This window comes from Arthrobacter sp. MMS18-M83 (assembly GCF_026683955.1).
Lineage (GTDB): Bacteria > Actinomycetota > Actinomycetes > Actinomycetales > Micrococcaceae > Arthrobacter.
Genome location: NZ_CP113343.1, coordinates 1921872 through 1938571 on the forward strand (window position 1 = coordinate 1921872; position 16700 = coordinate 1938571).

Sequence of the window (16700 nt, forward strand, 5' to 3'; positions counted from 1 at the left end):
GTTCAACTAATGGCCAACGAAAAGTTTGACTACGTCATTGTGGGTGGGGGCAGCGCCGGCTCGGTGCTGGCGGACAGGCTCAGCGCAGACCGCACCAAGACCGTCCTGGTTTTGGAGGCGGGCCGCAGCGACTACCCCTGGGACCTGTTCATCCAGATGCCCGCCGCGCTCACCTTTCCCAGCGGAAACCGGTTCTACGACTGGCGCTACAAATCCGACCCCGAGCCGCACATGCACGGACGCCGGATCGCCCACACCCGCGGCAAGGTCTTGGGCGGCTCCAGTTCCATCAACGGGATGATCTTCCAGCGCGGCAACCCCTTGGACTACGAACGCTGGGGAGCCGACACCGGCATGGAGACCTGGGACTTCGCGCACTGCCTCCCCTACTTCAACCGGATGGAAACCGCCCTCGCCGCGGAACCCGACGATGAACTGCGAGGACACAACGGACCTTTGGTCCTGGAGCGCGGTCCCGCCCGCAACCCCCTTTTCCAAGCCTTCTTCCGCGCCGCCCAAGAAGCCGGTTTTGCGCGGACCAACGATGTCAACGGGTACCGGCAGGAGGGTTTCGGCCCCTTCGACCGCAACGTGCACAAGGGCCAGCGGCTCTCTGCGTCCCGGGCTTACTTGCGGCCGCACCTCGACCGGCCCAACCTCACGGTTAGGACCCGGGCGCTCGTATCGAAAATCAACTTCACCGGTACCACCGCCACCGGCGTCAGCTACCGCCGGAACGGCAAGAAGCACAGCGTCGATGCCCAGGAGGTCATCCTGTGCGGAGGAGCCATCAATACCCCGCAGCTGCTGCAGTTGTCCGGCGTCGGAGACTCTGCGCACCTCAAGTCCCTCGGCATCAAACCGGTGGTTGACCTCCCGGGCGTCGGCGAAAACCTGCAGGACCACCTGGAGGTGTACATCCAGCATGCCTGCACCCAGCCGGTGTCCATGCAGCCCAGCCTGAGCCTTTGGCGCTATCCCTGGATCGGCCTGCAGTGGCTGTTCGGGCGCAAGGGACCGGCGGCCACCAACCACTTCGAAGGAGGCGGCTTTGTCCGCTCCAACGAAGAGGTGGCCTACCCCAACCTCATGTTCCACTTCCTGCCCGTTGCGGTCCGCTACGACGGCCAAAAGGCCGATGCCAAACATGGTTACCAAGTGCACATCGGCCCCATGTACTCCGACGCACGCGGCAGCCTGAAGATCACCTCCACGGATCCAACCGCCCACCCGTCCATGAAGTTCAACTACCTTTCCACGGACCAGGACCGGCGCGAGTGGGTCGAAGCCATCCGGATTTCCAGGCACATCCTGGAACAGTCGGCCATGGCACCTTTCAATGGCGGCGAGCTCTCCCCCGGCCCGGCAGTCCAAACAGACGAGGAAATCCTCGACTGGGTAGCCCGCGACGCCGAGACCGCCCTGCACCCGTCCTGCACAGCCAAGATGGGTCCGGCCACGGATCCCATGGCCGTGGTGGACCCCCTCAGCATGAGGGTGCACGGCACCTCGGGCCTGCGTGTGGCCGATGCCTCCGCAATGCCGTACGTGACCAACGGCAACATCTACGCACCGGTCATGATGCTGGCTGAGAAGGCTGCCGACTTGATTCAGGGCCGCGAACCCCTCGCTCCGATCGCCGCCGAGTTCTACCGTCACGGCACCAGCCCAATTCCGGACGGCGCGGTTCCGGACAGCCTGGGCGGCCTGGACAGCGCGGAGAGTCGGCCCGAAGCCAGCTCGGCACGGAACTAGGGAGCGGCATGAACAGTCCACAACTCACGCAGACCCACACGTTGCGCGGCAGCTACGTCGACGGCGGCTGGCGGCAGTCCGCCGGAGGAATCCGCACCATCAGCTGCCCGGCGGACGGCACGCATGTTGCCGACGTCGCCGAGTGCACCTCGGCGGACGCCGAGGCGGCGGTAGCGAGCGCCCGGGAGGCGTTCGACGGCGGCCGCTGGCCGAACACGCCGGAGCTTGAACGCGGCGCGATCCTGCTCCGCGTGGCCGAGCTGCTGCAGCGGGACACGGCCGCCTACGCCGCAGCCGAAGCCCTGGACACCGGCAAGCGCCTGGTCGAAGCCGAGTACGATATCGACGACGTCATAGCCTGCTTCCGCTACTACGGAAGCGTGGCTGGTACTGACGCGGGCCGCGTGATCGATACCGGCCGGCCCGGCGCCATCAGCCGGGTCATCCACGCGCCGGTAGGCGTCTGCGGCCTCATCACGCCGTGGAACTATCCGCTCCTGCAGGCTTCGTGGAAGGTTGCGCCGGCACTCTTGGCCGGCAACACTTTTGTCCTCAAGCCCAGCGAGCTGACACCCTCCACATCCATCCTGCTCATGGACACCCTGCGGGAAGCAGGGGTGCCCGACGGCGTCGCGAACCTCGTGACGGGAACGGGACCGGAGGTGGGGGCGGTGCTCAGTTCGGATCCGCGGGTCGATCTGGTCTCCTTCACGGGCGGGCTGGAAACCGGCAAGCGGATCATGGTGGCTGGGGCGGAAACGGTCAAGCGCGTGGCCCTCGAACTGGGTGGCAAGAACCCGAACGTGGTCTTCGCCGACGCCGACCGGGAGGCCGCGATCGACAACGCCTTGACTGCCGTCTTCCTGAATTCCGGCCAGGTTTGTTCGGCCGGGGCCAGGCTCATTGTCGAAGAGTCCATTCACGAGGAATTCGTAGCCGAGGTGGTCCGCCGTGCACGCCAGATCCGGTTGGGCGGCCCCTTCGACCAGGAAGCCCAGACCGGTCCGCTGATTTCCACGGCCCACCGGGACAAGGTTCACGCCTACGTACAGGCCGGGATTGCAGAAGGCGCCCGGCTGCTGTGCGGCGGCTCCATTCCGGACAGCCCGGAGCTGGCCGGGGAGCTTCTACCCGCCCACCGTGTTGGACGGCTGCAACACCTCGATGCGCGTGGTCCAGGAGGAGTCTTTCGGACCTGTCATGACCGTGGAAAAGTTCTCTACCGAAGAAGAGGCCATTCGGCTGGCCAACGACACTGTTTACGGACTGGCCGGCGCAGTCTGGACGGCAGACGCCTCGAAGGCCCAGCGCGTGTCCGAGGCGCTGCGCCACGGGACGGTCTGGATCAACGACTACCACCCGTACGTTCCGCAGGCCGAATGGGGCGGCTTCGGACAGTCAGGCAATGGCCGCGAATTGGGGCTCGCGGGCTTGGCCGAATACCGAGAAACAAAACACATCTGGCAAAACATCAGCCCCGGGCCCAGCCATTGGTTCGAGCCGCCACAGGCAGGAGTACAGCAATGAGCAGTCCTGACATATCAGTGCGTAACCTCTGGAAAGTCTTTGGACCAGGAGGGGAAAAGATCCCCAAGGATCCCGAGCTGTCGAGTTTGAGTTCCGCCGAATTGCTTGAACGCACCGGCTGCAATGCTGCCGTGCGGGACATGAACTTCGACGTCGCCAGGGGCGAGGTGTTCGTGGTCATGGGCCTGTCCGGGTCCGGAAAGTCCACCCTCATCCGATGCCTCACCCGGCTGATCGAGCCGACGTCGGGGAGTGTCCTGGTAGACGGTAAGGACGTGATGCAGGCGGGAACCGGCGAGCTTCGGGAGTTGCGTCGGCGGAAAATGTCCATGGTCTTCCAGCATTTCGGCCTCCTACCGCACCGCACCGTGCTGGATAACGTGTCCTACGGGTTGCAGATCCGTGGCGCCGCCAAGAATGAGCGTTACGCCAGGTCCCGCGAAATCATCGACCTCGTGGGGCTCAAAGGCTATGAGCAGCATTTCCCTGATCAGCTCTCCGGTGGAATGCAGCAACGGGTGGGGCTGGGCCGCGCCTTGGCCGGCGACCCGGACACCATCCTCTTTGACGAACCGTTCTCGGCCTTGGACCCGCTCATCCGACGCGATATGCAGGCAGAGGTCATCCGGCTGCATAAAGAGATGGGCAAGACGATGGTGTTCGTCACCCACGACCTGTCCGAAGCGCTCAAACTCGGGGACCGCATCTTGATCATGCGGAACGGCGAGACAGTCCAGTGCGGCACCGGCGATGACCTCGTCGGATCACCGGCGGACAAGTACATCGCCGATTTCGTCTCCGAAGTGCCCCGGGCAGATGTCCTGACGCTCAAGTGGATCACCGATCCCGTAGGACCCGGCACTCCCGCGGACGCTCCCGTCCTGAGCTCCGGCACGATCATCCGCGAGGCCATACCAACGGTCATGAACTCATCGTGTCCTGTCCTAGTGGAAGACTCCGGCAAGATCACCGGCCAGATCGACCGAGACAGCATCCTTTCGGTCATCCGCGGCACGGAAGTAGCGGCGTGATGTCCACCCTCGTTCGTGACCGGGCCCCGATTCATACCAGCCCCGTCTCTGTCCGTGCGCCGCGCAAGCGGCTAAGCCGCCGCGCGCTGCTCCTGGGCGGGGCCGGCGTCGTCTGGCTCGTTGGATTCCTGTTCCTCCACGGCACCGCGACCCTCACGCTGCCGGCGTCGGAACTGACTGACCTGCACCGCTCCCTCAACCAATTCAATGCCTGGGTGGCAGCGAACCGTGCGGACAATCCAGTCTTCCAGTACGTCTTCACTCCCCTCCGGGCCGCCGTCGACGCCGTCGCAAACCTGTTCATCGGCATTTTCGCGGCGAGCTCCACCGGGCTTCGCTTGCCGGAGATCGGCTGGCTGGGAACCGTCGCGCTGCTCAGCTGGATCGCCTTTGCGGTGGGCAATGCCCGGGTGGCTCTGTTGACGGTGGCGGCCTTCGTGTTCTTCGGTCTCCAAGGGCTGTTCACGGAAGCGGCTTACACCTTCGCCCTTGTCCTCACGGCCGTCCTGTTCACCTTGGCTATCGGCATCCCCCTCGGAGTCCTGGCGGGGGTCTATGGCCGGGTTGCCAAGGTGATCACTCCGGTCCTCGACTTCATGCAGACCCTTCCCACCTTCGTGTACCTGGCTCCGCTGGCCCTCATCTTCCTGATCGGCCCCGCCTCCGCCGTGATCGCCACCGTGATTTACGCGGCACCTCCGGTCATCCGGCTGACGGCGCATGGAATCCGATGCATCCCGGAGAACACCCGGGAAGCCTCCGACTCTCTGGGAACCACGGGCTTGCAGCGGCTCCTCACCCTTCAACTCCCCTTGGCACGGCGCACCATCGTGATGGGGATCAACCAGAGCACCATGGCTGCCCTGTCCATGGTCACCATCGCGGCGCTCATCGCTGCACCAGGGCTGGGACAAGTGGTTGTCCGCGCCCTGCAATCGCTCGACGTCGGCACAGCAGTCAACGCTGGACTGTCGATCGTCCTGCTCGCCATCGTGCTGGACCGCGTCACAACGGCCGCCAGCCGCCGGGCCGAACCCGGGGCGAACCGCAAACGCCGGATATCGCGGCGAAGCAGGTACATCCTGCTGGCAGCGACCCTGCTGGTGGCACTCGTCATGGTCCAGTTGTCCCGCACGATGCTCTGGGCAGCTGCCTTCCCGAAGGATCTCAACATTGGCCCAGCCATCGTCAGTGGCGTGAGCTCGGCCAGCGAATGGCTGCAGACCAACCTCTTCCTGTTCACAGTGTCCTTCCGCGAGGCGGTCACCACCGGGATTCTGAACCCGTTCCAGTCCCTTCTGACGGAAACACCGTTCTACCTCCTGGTCGCGGTCATTGTCATCGCGGCTTTTGCCCTCGGCGGCTGGAAGCTGTCGGCAGTCACGGCATCATGCCTGGCCGTGATCATCTACCTTGGCCTGTGGAGCGATGCCATGGTCACCTTGGCCGGCACCCTCGTTGCCACCGCAGTGGTCATCGTCCTGGGCGTCATCTTCGGCGTGGCCATGGGCAGGTCCAACAAAGTGGACCAGATCATGCGGCCCATGCTTGACGCGGGACAGACCATGCCTGCTTTCGTCTATCTGGTTCCGTTCCTGGGCCTCTTCGGCGCCACACGGTTCACCGCCATCATCGCCGGCATCATCTACGCCGCACCCGTAGCCATCAAGATCACGGCCGACGGGATCGCCGCGATATCACCCACCGTCATGGAGGCCGCAGTATCCAGCGGTTCAACCCCTTGGCAGGTCATCACCAAGGTCCAGCTCCCGATGGCACGCCAATCTCTGGCTTTGGCCGCCAACCAGGGCCTGATCTACGTCCTGGCCATGGTGGTCGTCGGAGCGCTGGTCGGAGCAGGTGGCCTAGGGTACGACGTCGTCGCCGGCTTTGTCCAAAGCTCTCTCTTCGGCAAGGGCCTAGCCGCCGGCCTGGCCATCGTCTTCCTCGGGATCCTGTTGGACCGCATGACACAGGCTGCCGCGGCCAACCCCGTTCGAAAAGTCCCTTCAGCAAAATCAACCACCCACTAACGGCCCTGACACTCGCACACTGCCCAACAAGGAGACCCAACCATGAGTAAAGCTGGACTGCTGTTGAAACGAACAATTCCCACCCTCGCCGGAACCGCGGCTGCCGCCCTGTTGCTTGCGGGCTGCGGCGGCGCAACAGTCAATCAAGCCGCCGCGGCCGGTGCCTCAAGCACCCCCTGCGGAAGCGTCAATGTGGCCCTCAACGCCTGGGTAGGCTACACGGCGAATGCGGCCGTTTATAGCTACATAGCCCAAAACAAGCTCGGCTGCACAGTGGTCCAGAAGGACCTGTCGGAACAGATTTCCTGGCAAGGCTTCGCATCCGGCGAAGTCGACGTCGTTATTGAGAACTGGGGCCACGAGGACCTCGCGAAGCAATACATCACCGATCAGAAAGTAGCGGTCGACGCCGGCCCTACCGGCAATGAAGGTCACATCGGCTGGTACGTACCACCATGGATGGCGGCCAAGTACCCGGACATCACGGACAGCAAGAACCTGAATAAATACGCTTCCCTCTTTGCCACGTCTGAATCAGGCGGCAAGGGCCAGGTCCTTGACGGGGACCCAGCGTTCGTCACCAACGACGAAGCCCTCGTCAAGAACCTTGGCCTGGACTACAAAGTGGTCTTCTCCGGCTCGGAAGCCGCTCTCATCCAGTCATTCCGCTCGGCCGAGAAGAACAAGACGCCTCTGCTGGGGTATTTCTACGAACCGCAATGGTTCCTTTCCGAGGTCTCCCTCAAGAAGGTCAGCCTGCCGGCCTATACACCGGGCTGCGATTCCAACGCCGAGAAGGTGGCCTGTGACTACCCCGATTACAAACTGAACAAGGTAATCGCCAAGAAGTTCGCGGACAGCGGCTCTCCCGCCGCCAAACTGGCCAAAGCTTTTTCGTGGACCAACGCGGACCAGAACTCCGTCGCAACGGATATCCAGGGCGGAATGAAGCCCGACGCCGCGGCCAAGAAATGGGTCGAAGCCCACCCGGACGTGGTGGCTGCCTGGCTCAAGTAGTCCCTGAACCCATCTCGCTCTGAAGCTCCCCGGATCCATGGATCCGGGGAGCTTCTTTGTGTTCCAGGGTGGGACTCCGCTCACTATACGCAACCGTGTTGCGGGGAGCGCGCACCCCTTCCCGGACTAGCTCGCACTTGTTGTCGCTTACAGCGCCCAATACGACATCTCCTGCGTGGGCCCACACTGCCAGGGCTCCCTGGCCGAGCTTGCAAGGCGAGGGTGGTGGTGGGGACTGGTTGGGTGGCAACAAAATACCCTTGACGGTGACGCACAACACATCTATTCTGGTGCAACAGCGTTGCGTTGAATGCAACCCAAAAATTCTTGGTGGATTCATGAAAAACGAAACATCCTCCGTGGCAGCAATCCCGGGAAGCTCAAGCACCGGATCCAAAGGCGGATCCGTCGCCCTTCCCGAAGCAGCCACCCCGGGCGGCCCCTCAATGCCGGCCAACAACCAGATAGTCAGCAGGGACACCCGGCGGCGGGTCATCACCGCTAGCTTCATCGGCAACTTCGTCGAATGGTTCGACTACGCCGTCTACGGATACCTCGCCGGGATCATCTCTACCGTCTTCTTCCCTGCATCGGACCGGCAGACCGCCCTGCTCGCCACGTTCGGCGTCTTTGCCGTCTCCTTCTTCGTCCGTCCATTGGGTGGATTCATCTGGGGCCACATCGGTGACCGGCTTGGACGCAAACAAGCATTGTCCCTGTCGATTGTCCTCATGTCCGTGGCCACCTTCTGCATCGCCCTTATCCCCGGCTACAACACCATCGGCGTCATGGCTCCAGTCCTCCTGCTGCTCGTCCGCGTTGTCCAGGGCTTCTCGGCAGCCGGCGAATACGCAGGCGCCTCAGCGTTCCTGGTGGAATACGCACCGGCCAATCGGCGCGGACTCTATGCCGCCGTCGTACCCGCCAGCACGGCGGCAGGTTTGCTGCTCGGTTCCCTGCTTGCGGCACTGCTCAGCTCTGTCCTGAGCGCGCAGCAACTCGGCGAATGGGGCTGGCGCCTCCCCTTCCTCCTGGCGGCCCCGATGGGCCTGATCGGCCGCTACATCCGGACCAAACTCGAGGACACCCCGGCATTCCGCGAAATGGCTGCGAAAGATACTGCAGTCAAGGCCCCGGCCTTCGCCATGTTCAAGACCTACCGCAAGCAGCTCATCATCGCAACGGGCGCGGTGCTGCTGAACGCCGTCGGCTTCTACGTGATCCTCAGCTACATGCCCACGTACCTTTCCGAGGAACTCCACTTCGGTGCGGCCGAATCGTTCCTGGCCACCACCATCGCCCTAGGCAGCTATATCGGATTCATCTTTTTGACCGGGATCGCCTCGGACAGGTTCGGCCGCAAGCGCATGCTGATCACGGCTTCCGTGCTGTTCGTGGTGCTGACCGTTCCGGCGTTCAGGCTCCTCGATACCGGCAACTTCCTGGTCATTGTCCTGGTGCAGATCCTGCTTGGCGCCATGCTCACACTCAACGACGGCACGCTGCCCAGCTTCCTTGCCGAGCTCTTCCCCACGAGGGTCCGCTACAGCGGCTTCGCCGTCAGCTTCAATCTCTCCAACGCCCTGTTCGGCGGCACTGCCCCGTTCATGGCAACCCTTCTCATCGGCCTGACCCACAACCAGCTGGCCCCCGGCTGGTACCTCGTGGCGGCCTCCGTCATCTCACTCATCGCGGTCCTCTTCGCTGTGGAGACTTCCAAGAAGCCCCTGCAGCAGGACTGAACCAACCCACCCATTGAAAGGATCACCATCCATGACCATCACCGAGAATGAAGCCGTAAGCGACGTCGCTAAGCTTGAGCGCCTCAAGGTCCTCAACAACGGAGAGAAGGTCTCCCTGACCTTCTCCGACGCAGAGTTTGAGCGGCGCCTTGCCGGTCTCCGCCGGATCATGGCCGAAAAGGAACTGGACGCCGTTGTCCTGACCAGCTACCACTCCATCAAGTACTACTCAGACTTCCTGTTCACCTACTTCGGCCGCTCTTACGCCATGGTTGTCACGGCCGAGGACACAGTCACCGTCACCGCCAATATCGACGCTGGAATGCCGTGGCGCCGCAGCTACGGAGACAACCTGGTCTACACGGACTGGCGCCGGGACAACTACATCTTTGGCATCCAGGAAGTGCTGCGGACCCGCGGGATCAACGTCCGGCGCCTGGGTGTTGAGGACGACTCCCTCCCGCTGGACAACCGCAACAAGATCCAGGCCGCCTTCGAATCCGCCACACTGGTGGACGTCGCCCAGGCCGCGATGCGCCAGCGCATGATCAAGTCTTCCGAGGAGATCGAGGTGATCAAGCACGGTGCCCGGATCGGCGACCTTGGTGGCGAAGCCATCCGCAACGCCATCACGGCCGGGATCACCGAGTACGAGGTGGCCCTGATCGGCACCGAAGCCATGGTGCACGAGATTGCCCGCACGTTCCCGGACTCCGAAATCCGCGATAGCTGGGTGTGGTTCCAGTCCGGCATCAACACGGATGGAGCCCACAACTGGGCAACCACCCGCAAGATCCAGGAACACGACATCCTGTCCTTGAACTGCTTCCCCATGACCAGCGGCTACTACACCGCCCTGGAGCGCACGCTGTTCTACGGCGAACCCGACGCCCGCTCCCTGGAACTGTGGAACATCAACGTGGAAGTGCACAAGCGTGGCCTGGAACTCATCAAGCCCGGCGCCGTCTGCAAGGACATCGCGGCGGAATTGAACGAGATCTACGTTTCGCGTGGACTGCTCGCCAACCGCACTTTCGGCTACGGCCACTCGTTCGGCGTGCTGAGCCACTACTACGGCCGCGAAGCCGGACTGGAGCTGCGCGAGGACATCGACACCGTGCTGGAGCCAGGCATGGTGGTCTCCATGGAACCGATGATCACGGTCCTCGACGGCCAGCCGGGTGCGGGCGGATACCGGGAACACGACATCCTGGTGGTTGGGGACGATGGCGCCGAGAACATCACCAAGTTCCCGTTCGGCCCGGAGTACAACATCGTCGGCGCCTAGCACCCACCCTTCCACTGGACATGCCCAGCCTTGCGTCGGGGCGATGGACATATGCTGCATATGCTCATTGCCCTGGGCCAAGGCTGGGCATGTCCCGATTAAAAGAGCCATATAGTGACCATCATGACCTCAGAAAACACCAGCGAAACCCCGGCCAACGGCGATTCCAAAGGCGCTTCGGTCCTCGAGAACGCCATTGCCGTGCTCCGCAGCTTCACCGCCGAGGAACCGCTGCTGGGCGTCACCGAGATCGCCGGCAGGATCGGCCTCCACAAGAGCACCGTGTCCCGGATCCTCGCGACCTTCGAACAAGAACACCTGGTGGAACGCGACTCCGACTCCCGCCGCTTCCGGCTGGGCCTGGGCATGATTGCCTTGGCGGGACCGCTCCTCGCCGAGCTGGAAGAGCGTCGGGTGGCCTATCCCGTGCTGCGCGAACTCAGCGAGCGGACCGGCGAGACGAGCGCGCTCATGGTGTGGAACGGGAACGAATCCATGTGCGTGGAACAAATTGCCAGCCGCCACCAGGTCAAGCACCTCGCCCCGCTGGGTGCCCGATACAACGAGGCGCTCAGTTCCTCGGTGCAGGTCTTCCTGGCCGCCGAGGACGCAGATCGGGTGCGCACGCTCCTGCGCAGCGGCTCGATCACACTGCCCGGCCTCGACGAGGAAGCCCTCGAGGCCTACCTGCTCCGGCTCAAGGAGTCGGTGAAGCGAGGATGGGCCGTCAACTTCGGCGAAACATCCATCGAAGAAGTGGGCGTGGCTTCACCTGTCTATGACCACCGCGGAGACATCGTGGCCTCTGTACTGATCCCCGCCCCCAAGTTCCGCGTCTCCCAGGACACTCTCGCCAGCCTCGGCGAGGCCTGCCAAGATGCAGCCCGCAAGATCACCACGCGCCTGGGCGGCCGCGCAGCGCACTAAGCTGCCGGCACCCCCACAGAACCTGTGCCGCTCAGGACTCCAGAAATGGACATGCGCACTCGTCATCCACCGGACATGCCCAGTCCCAAGCCTTGGCAGCGGACATAACGCTCTCGCCCAAAAGGACATGCCCAGCCTTGGAGTCCAGGGATGGGCATATTCGCAATATGTCCATTGTTCCGAGGCAAGGTTGGGCATGTCCCCCGCTGCGGGGGCGCGGGGGCGGGGGCTGAGCAATGTCCCTTGCTGCCGGGGCCGGGTGGCCGGGGCCGGGCGGGGCATGTCCTTGGTGGGGGGCCCCACGGCCAGGGAACCCTGAACGCAGTTAGTCCGCGACGACGGCGAGCGCCTCCTCCACCGTGTCCACCAGGAAAATCCAGTCCTCCATCACTTTCCCGGCAGCGAGGCTCTGCAACATGGGCCACGCTGGATACTTGTGCTCCCAGTGGTCGCGCCCCACGAGCACCATCGGAGTGACGGTTTCCGGGGCGCCGTAGAAGTTCTCGCATGCGTCCTGGAAAATTTCCTGCACGGTGCCGGCGGAACCCGGGAGGAACACGATTCCGCCGTTGCACAATTCCAGCAGGATCGCTTCGCGCATGGAATTCGCGAAGTACTTGGCGATGTGGGTGGCAAAGAGGTTGGGCGGCTCATGCCCGTAGAACCAGGTGGGTATCCCCAGCGACGTCGTTCCGCGCGGATGGTGCCCGACGACGGCGGCGGCGGCCCGCGCCCAAGCCGTCACCGAGGGACGGAAACCCGGCACCGCCGCGAGCGCCTGGAGCGCGCCGGCGAAGTCGACGTCGGGCAGGCCGCACAAGTAGGCGCCCAAATTGGCCGCTTCCATGGCACCCGGCCCGCCACCCGTGGCCACGGTGAAACCGGACAGTGCCAGGAGCCGCCCGAGGCGCGCGGCGTCGTCGAAATCCTCTGTTCCGCGTTGCGCGGCATGCCCGCCCATGACGCCCACGATCTTGTTCCCCGAGAAATCCCCGTTGCCCAGAAGCTCGTCCAAGGCGTCCCCGATGGCGTGGTCGTGCAGCGCGGCGGCGAGGGTGGCGTCCAGGCTGGTCCGCTGCCCCGGCGTGATGCTCCAGTGGTAGACCTGGGCATCCAGGGTGGCTTCGTACTCTGTCGAGTCAATGTCCTCGTACAGTTCGGCGGCACTGTAGAGGCTGCCCCGGTAGGGGTTGAACGGCACACCACGCAGCTTCGGAAAGATGAGGGCACCGCGGCTGCGCAGGGAGTCCTCGACACCGTCGTCGAAGGTGCAGCCCAGGAAGATGGCGCCCTGGGGATCCAGCCGCTCCAAGTCGCCACGCCGGCCCCGCAGGTCCAGCGACTGGGCGTGCCAGCCATGCATGGTCGCCGCGCCCGAGCTGAGCAGCCGGTCGAAATGGGCCACGCTCTCAATGTCGAGCGTGCGGGGACTGGGAGTCAGGGCGCGGGACGGATTCATGGCATCAGCGTAAGCCCGCGGTGATGTTGCGTAGGAGTCGTCCGGCCGGTGCATCATGGAGCATGCAGACTTCCGAACAGCAGAGCAGCGTCCGGCCCCGGATCGGCATCCCCGTCCGCCTCAGCAGCTCCGAAGACGCCGATGCCCGTGTGGGAGAGGCGAATGAACTCTTCGATTTCATCGTCGAACTAGTGCGCGACGCCGGTGCGGAGCCGGTCTTGCTGGACGCCTCCTTCACCGACGAAGCCGGCCGGCTGGCCACCGAGCTCCGTTCCCTCAACGGCGTCCTACTCCCCGGCGGAGGAGACCTGGACCCTCGACTCTACGGCGAAGAAGCGACTGAGGCCTGCTACGACGTCAACCCGGACCAAGACCGCTTGGACTTGGCTGTTGCCCGTGAATCGCTCGACGCCGGTTTGCCCACCTTCGGCATCTGCCGCGGCCACCAGCTCCTGAACGTGGTGTACGGCGGCTCGCTCATCCAGGACATGCACCCGTCGGCGGTGCAGCACAACGGCCTGACCCCGGCGGAGGGCGAGCTGAGCACCTGGGCGTGGCACGACGTCGAACTTTCTCCAGGTTCCAAGGTGGCCGGGCTCTATGGCTCGCGGGACTCGGTGCGGATTGCCTCAGGACACCACCAGGCTGTGGACCGGGTAGGCGACGGCCTGGTAGTCACTGCGGTGGCAGAGGATGGCACGGTGGAGGCCCTTGAGGATCCACAGCGCTGGGTGGCATCCGTGCAATGGCATCCCGAGGCATCGCAGCTGCCCGGCGAGGAACGGCTCTCCCCGTTCAAAGCTTTCGTGGAGGTCTGCAGGACGCTGCGCCCCCTGGCCTGACCGAGACGGCGAGGCCCTGCCCGCCGGAGGCAATTGCCCGTTCCGGTGAACCTGACCGCTTTGGAATTCGTCTCATCAGTGTGGCAAGCACATTCCGGCCACCGGACATGAGAATCGGGGAACCAATCATGGGAAAGAACCCCAAGGCCTTGATGGTCATCGTCGGGGCGGCCCTCCTGATCGCCGTGAGTGGGTGCGGGTCGTCCGGTGGTGGCTATCAGGGGGCTTCATCGAGCCCACCTTCTGCCGCGTCCTCCAGCGCTCCGCCGTCTGGGACCTCCCAATCGCCCACCATCACCATCAAGAACTTTGGCTATCAAGGACCCGTCTCGGTCAGCCCGGGCGCCAAAGTCATGGTGAAGAACGAGGATGCCCAGGCCCACACAGTCACTTCAGACGACGGGAAGGCCTTCGACGCCGCGGTCGATGGCGGGGGCGGAACAGCCCACTTCACTGCGCCCAGCGCACCTGGCAGCTATCCCTACCATTGCGCCTACCACTCAAATATGCATGGAACGCTGGTCGTGAAATGAGCACAGCGAAATGAGCACAGCGAAATGAGCGCCCGTGAACTGGTCCGCCGCAAGCCGAGGGACATCGTGTTGCGTCTGCTTGTCGTGGCAGCCTTGGTCATCGACGCAATGGTGCATTGGCAGCTTGCCCCGGGCTACCAGCTGGGCGCCCCGGGCGGAATCGGGCAAGGCAACCTGTTCCGCCTGGAAGCGGTCGCCGCGGTTCTCGCTGGCCTGTACGTCCTGGTCCGCGGCAGCCGGCCAGCCTATGCGGCCGCCTTGGTTGTCGCTGGCAGCGCCTTCATCGCAGTCCTCCTCTACCGGTATGTCGACATACCGGCCTTGGGCCCGATCCCGGCCATGTACGAGCCCGTATGGTTTTTTGAGAAGGCCCTCAGCGCCGTCGCCGAGGGACTAGGCGCCGTCCTGGCCGGCGTCGGGTTCCTTAGGCAACGCGGCAGCGCCCAGCGACGCCGGCGCTGAACGGCCCACCCCGCCGCTGAAAGAGACGCAGGCCGACCGGCGACGGGGCCTCGGTCCCGGGGACGCCGCCAACTGCACCCCTAGTTCTGATGTCTGGACATGCACCCCGCACCGCTCGCAAAACGGTGCAATAGACCCGCCCCAATAACCTTGATCAAGCCAAGTCTCCTGATATCATCGATAAAGCAGTATGTCCTATCAAGCGAACATGAGCGGACATGCAGCTACGTCCGGGACAGTCCCGGAACGCGAGGGAGCATGCAATGGCGAATCAACTTGGCCTCATTATCGACCGTTCTTCCCCTGTGCCTTTGTACCACCAGGTGGTCCAGGGCATCGAGGCCGCCATCCACAGCGGAGTGCTGGAACCCGGCAGCCGTTTGGACAATGAAATCGACTTCGCCGCCCAGCTCAACCTGTCCAGGCCCACCATGCGCAAGGCCATGGATGAACTGGTCCGCTCCGGCTTATTGGTCCGCAAGCGCGGCGTAGGCACACAGGTGGTTTCGAGCCAGGTTCGCCGGCCCCTGGAACTCTCCAGCCTCTACGACGATCTGACCAACAACGGCAAGAAGCCCACAACGCAGGTCCTCAGCTTCTCCCACATGGAAGCCGACGCAGCCACGCTGACCGCACTGCAGCTTCCGGCGGGTTCGAAGGTCTACCACTTCACCCGCCTCCGCAAGGTGGGCGGCAAGCCGCTCGCACTCATGGAGAACTGGGTCCGGGACGACATCGCTGCCATGGACGAAGCGATGCTGGCCGCGGAGGGCCTCTACGCCATCCTGCGCCGAGGCGGCGTCAACTTCCGCCTCGCCTCGCAGCGGATCGGCGCCATGATCGCCAACGACTACCAGGCACCGCTCTTGGAGGCGGAGGTCGGCTCGGCTTTGGTCACCATGGAGCGCACCGCCGTCGACGACACCGGACGCATGGTGGAAACCGGCCACCACGTCTACCGGGCAGATTCCTACAGCTTTGAAATGACACTCGTACAGCGCTAACGCAAGGACATAACTTCATGGCCAACTGGGTCTATCCACTAGGAACCGCCAACGACGGCGATTGGGACATCTCGCTCGGAACCTCCGATTCCGCCTTGGCCGTGGATGGTTGGGCCCACACCGGGCTCAAGGTCGCCACGCTCGCCGCAGGCACCGCCGTCGAACTCCCCGCCGCGGCGGAGGAACGGATCGTTGTGCCGCTCAACGGCGCCTTCACGGTGACAGCCGACGGCGTCGAGTATCCCCTCACGGGGCGGGCGTCAGTTTTCCATGGGCCCAGCGATGTCCTGTATTCCGGTACGAACACCGCCGTCACGATCAGTTCGTACGACGGCGGCCGCGTCGCCGTTGCCACCGCTCCGGCGAACGCGTCATATCCCACCCGACTGGTCACCGCCGCGGAAACCCCGGTGGAGCTGCGTGGCGCAGGCAATTGCTCCCGCCAGGTCCACAACTTCGGCACCCCAGCGGCGCTTGAGGCAGACCGTTTCATCGTCTGCGAAGTGCTCACTCCCGCAGGCAACTGGTCCTCCTATCCCCCGCACAAGCACGACGAGGAAAAGGACGGCGAGACGCAGCTCGAGGAGATCTACTACTTCGAGACCCGCGTGGCTGACGGTTCCAAGGCCCCTGCCGACGCCGATGCGATCGGCTACCAGCGCGTCTATGCCTCCGATGACCGCCCGATTGATGTGGCCGCTGAGGTTCGCACGGGCGACGTCGTGCTGGTTCCCTATGGATGGCACGGTCCCGCCATGGCTGCTCCCGGCTACGACATGTACTACCTGAACGTCATGGCCGGTCCGGGGCCTGTGCGCGAATGGCTCATCAGCGACGATCCCCACCACGGCTGGGTCCGGCAGAGCTGGGATGGACTGGACATCGACCCCCGCCTGCCGTTCGGCGCCTGAGGCGATTCGGCGGCTCGCGCCGCTCGAAGTGAACGCAAAAACGCTCCTCCGGAACGAAAGATCCGGAGGAGCGCTTTTGTGATGGAGGGTTTTTCGAAACGGGCTGAAATCTGCAGGAGGGTTCGTGAAAAGGCGCGTGTTTCTGCAGGAGGGTCGTGGGAATTTATCT

The 16700-nt window shown here is 64.0% G+C and carries 13 protein-coding genes and 1 pseudogene; 13 read left to right on the forward strand and 1 reads right to left on the reverse strand.

The features are described from left to right. Window positions 1–9: 9 nt before the first annotated feature. From betA to OW521_RS09055, 8 genes and pseudogenes are all read left to right on the forward strand, one after another. On the forward strand, window positions 10–1755 hold the full coding sequence (gene betA / locus OW521_RS09020; protein ID WP_268024679.1) for a choline dehydrogenase: 1746 nt from the start codon (window positions 10–12) through the stop codon (window positions 1753–1755). A gap of 8 nt (window positions 1756–1763) precedes the next feature. After that, window positions 1764–3282: pseudogene (locus OW521_RS09025) on the forward strand (aldehyde dehydrogenase family protein). A 140-nt stretch (window positions 3283–3422) separates the two neighbouring features. Beyond that, entirely contained in the window at window positions 3423–4313 is an 891-nt protein-coding gene (locus OW521_RS09030; RefSeq protein ID WP_268025781.1) for a quaternary amine ABC transporter ATP-binding protein, read from the forward strand. After that, window positions 4313–6346 carry an ABC transporter permease gene (locus OW521_RS09035; RefSeq protein WP_268024681.1) on the forward strand — a complete coding sequence of 678 codons (2034 nt, stop codon included), beginning with the start codon at window positions 4313–4315 and terminating at the stop codon, window positions 6344–6346. Before OW521_RS09030 ends, OW521_RS09035 begins: the two co-directional genes overlap by 1 nt. A gap of 42 nt (window positions 6347–6388) precedes the next feature. Beyond that, window positions 6389–7363, forward strand: coding sequence for an ABC transporter substrate-binding protein (locus tag OW521_RS09040; RefSeq protein ID WP_268024683.1), 975 nt, complete (start codon window positions 6389–6391; stop codon window positions 7361–7363). Window positions 7364–7701: 338 nt separating this feature from the next. Further along, window positions 7702–9105: an MFS transporter gene (locus tag OW521_RS09045; protein ID WP_268024685.1), complete on the forward strand. Its 1404-nt coding sequence runs from the start codon at window positions 7702–7704 to the stop codon at window positions 9103–9105. Between the two features lie 31 nt (window positions 9106–9136). After that, entirely contained in the window at window positions 9137–10393 is a 1257-nt protein-coding gene (locus OW521_RS09050) for an aminopeptidase P family protein (protein ID WP_268024686.1), read from the forward strand. A 123-nt stretch (window positions 10394–10516) separates the two neighbouring features. Then, the gene (locus OW521_RS09055) at window positions 10517–11320 is read left to right on the forward strand and encodes an IclR family transcriptional regulator (RefSeq protein ID WP_268025783.1); all 804 of its coding nucleotides are present in this window, start codon (window positions 10517–10519) and stop codon (window positions 11318–11320) included. 325 nt (window positions 11321–11645) lie between these two features. Here the strand turns inward: OW521_RS09055 and OW521_RS09060 are convergent, their stop codons facing one another. Next, a complete protein-coding gene (locus OW521_RS09060) occupies window positions 11646–12779 on the reverse strand; it encodes an LOG family protein (protein WP_268025785.1) in 1134 nt (377 codons plus the stop codon). A gap of 62 nt (window positions 12780–12841) precedes the next feature. Here OW521_RS09060 and OW521_RS09065 point away from each other — a divergent pair, with 62 nt between their 5' ends. The 5 genes from OW521_RS09065 to iolB all read left to right on the forward strand — a co-directional run bounded on the left by OW521_RS09065 (window position 12842) and on the right by iolB (window position 16531). After that, entirely contained in the window at window positions 12842–13621 is a 780-nt protein-coding gene (locus OW521_RS09065) for a gamma-glutamyl-gamma-aminobutyrate hydrolase family protein (RefSeq protein WP_268024688.1), read from the forward strand. Between the two features lie 128 nt (window positions 13622–13749). Further along, window positions 13750–14154, forward strand: a complete 405-nt coding sequence (locus OW521_RS09070) for a cupredoxin domain-containing protein (protein ID WP_268024690.1) — start codon at window positions 13750–13752, stop codon at window positions 14152–14154. Between the two features lie 24 nt (window positions 14155–14178). After that, complete coding sequence (locus OW521_RS09075; protein ID WP_268024692.1) at window positions 14179–14616, forward strand: hypothetical protein; 438 nt, start codon at window positions 14179–14181, stop codon at window positions 14614–14616. Window positions 14617–14879: 263 nt separating this feature from the next. Then, window positions 14880–15620: a GntR family transcriptional regulator gene (locus tag OW521_RS09080; protein ID WP_265980935.1), complete on the forward strand. Its 741-nt coding sequence runs from the start codon at window positions 14880–14882 to the stop codon at window positions 15618–15620. Between the two features lie 17 nt (window positions 15621–15637). After that, a complete protein-coding gene (gene iolB / locus OW521_RS09085; RefSeq protein WP_268024695.1) occupies window positions 15638–16531 on the forward strand; it encodes a 5-deoxy-glucuronate isomerase in 894 nt (297 codons plus the stop codon). Window positions 16532–16700: the final 169 nt, after the last annotated feature.

What these genes read in the sequence shown, in the direction of transcription:
- betA (WP_268024679.1), top strand. Translation starts at nt 10, where the DNA reads ATGGCCAACGAAAAGTTTGACTACGTCATTGTGGGTGGGGGCAGCGCC.
- OW521_RS09030 (WP_268025781.1), top strand. Translation starts at nt 3,423, where the DNA reads ATGAACTTCGACGTCGCCAGGGGCGAGGTGTTCGTGGTCATGGGCCTG.
- OW521_RS09035 (WP_268024681.1), top strand. Translation starts at nt 4,313, where the DNA reads ATGTCCACCCTCGTTCGTGACCGGGCCCCGATTCATACCAGCCCCGTC.
- OW521_RS09040 (WP_268024683.1), top strand. Translation starts at nt 6,389, where the DNA reads ATGAGTAAAGCTGGACTGCTGTTGAAACGAACAATTCCCACCCTCGCC.
- OW521_RS09045 (WP_268024685.1), top strand. Translation starts at nt 7,702, where the DNA reads ATGAAAAACGAAACATCCTCCGTGGCAGCAATCCCGGGAAGCTCAAGC.
- OW521_RS09050 (WP_268024686.1), top strand. Translation starts at nt 9,137, where the DNA reads ATGACCATCACCGAGAATGAAGCCGTAAGCGACGTCGCTAAGCTTGAG.
- OW521_RS09055 (WP_268025783.1), top strand. Translation starts at nt 10,517, where the DNA reads ATGACCTCAGAAAACACCAGCGAAACCCCGGCCAACGGCGATTCCAAA.
- OW521_RS09060 (WP_268025785.1), bottom strand. Translation starts at nt 12,779, where the DNA reads ATGAATCCGTCCCGCGCCCTGACTCCCAGTCCCCGCACGCTCGACATT.
- OW521_RS09065 (WP_268024688.1), top strand. Translation starts at nt 12,842, where the DNA reads ATGCAGACTTCCGAACAGCAGAGCAGCGTCCGGCCCCGGATCGGCATC.
- OW521_RS09070 (WP_268024690.1), top strand. Translation starts at nt 13,750, where the DNA reads ATGGGAAAGAACCCCAAGGCCTTGATGGTCATCGTCGGGGCGGCCCTC.
- OW521_RS09075 (WP_268024692.1), top strand. Translation starts at nt 14,179, where the DNA reads ATGAGCGCCCGTGAACTGGTCCGCCGCAAGCCGAGGGACATCGTGTTG.
- OW521_RS09080 (WP_265980935.1), top strand. Translation starts at nt 14,880, where the DNA reads ATGGCGAATCAACTTGGCCTCATTATCGACCGTTCTTCCCCTGTGCCT.
- iolB (WP_268024695.1), top strand. Translation starts at nt 15,638, where the DNA reads ATGGCCAACTGGGTCTATCCACTAGGAACCGCCAACGACGGCGATTGG.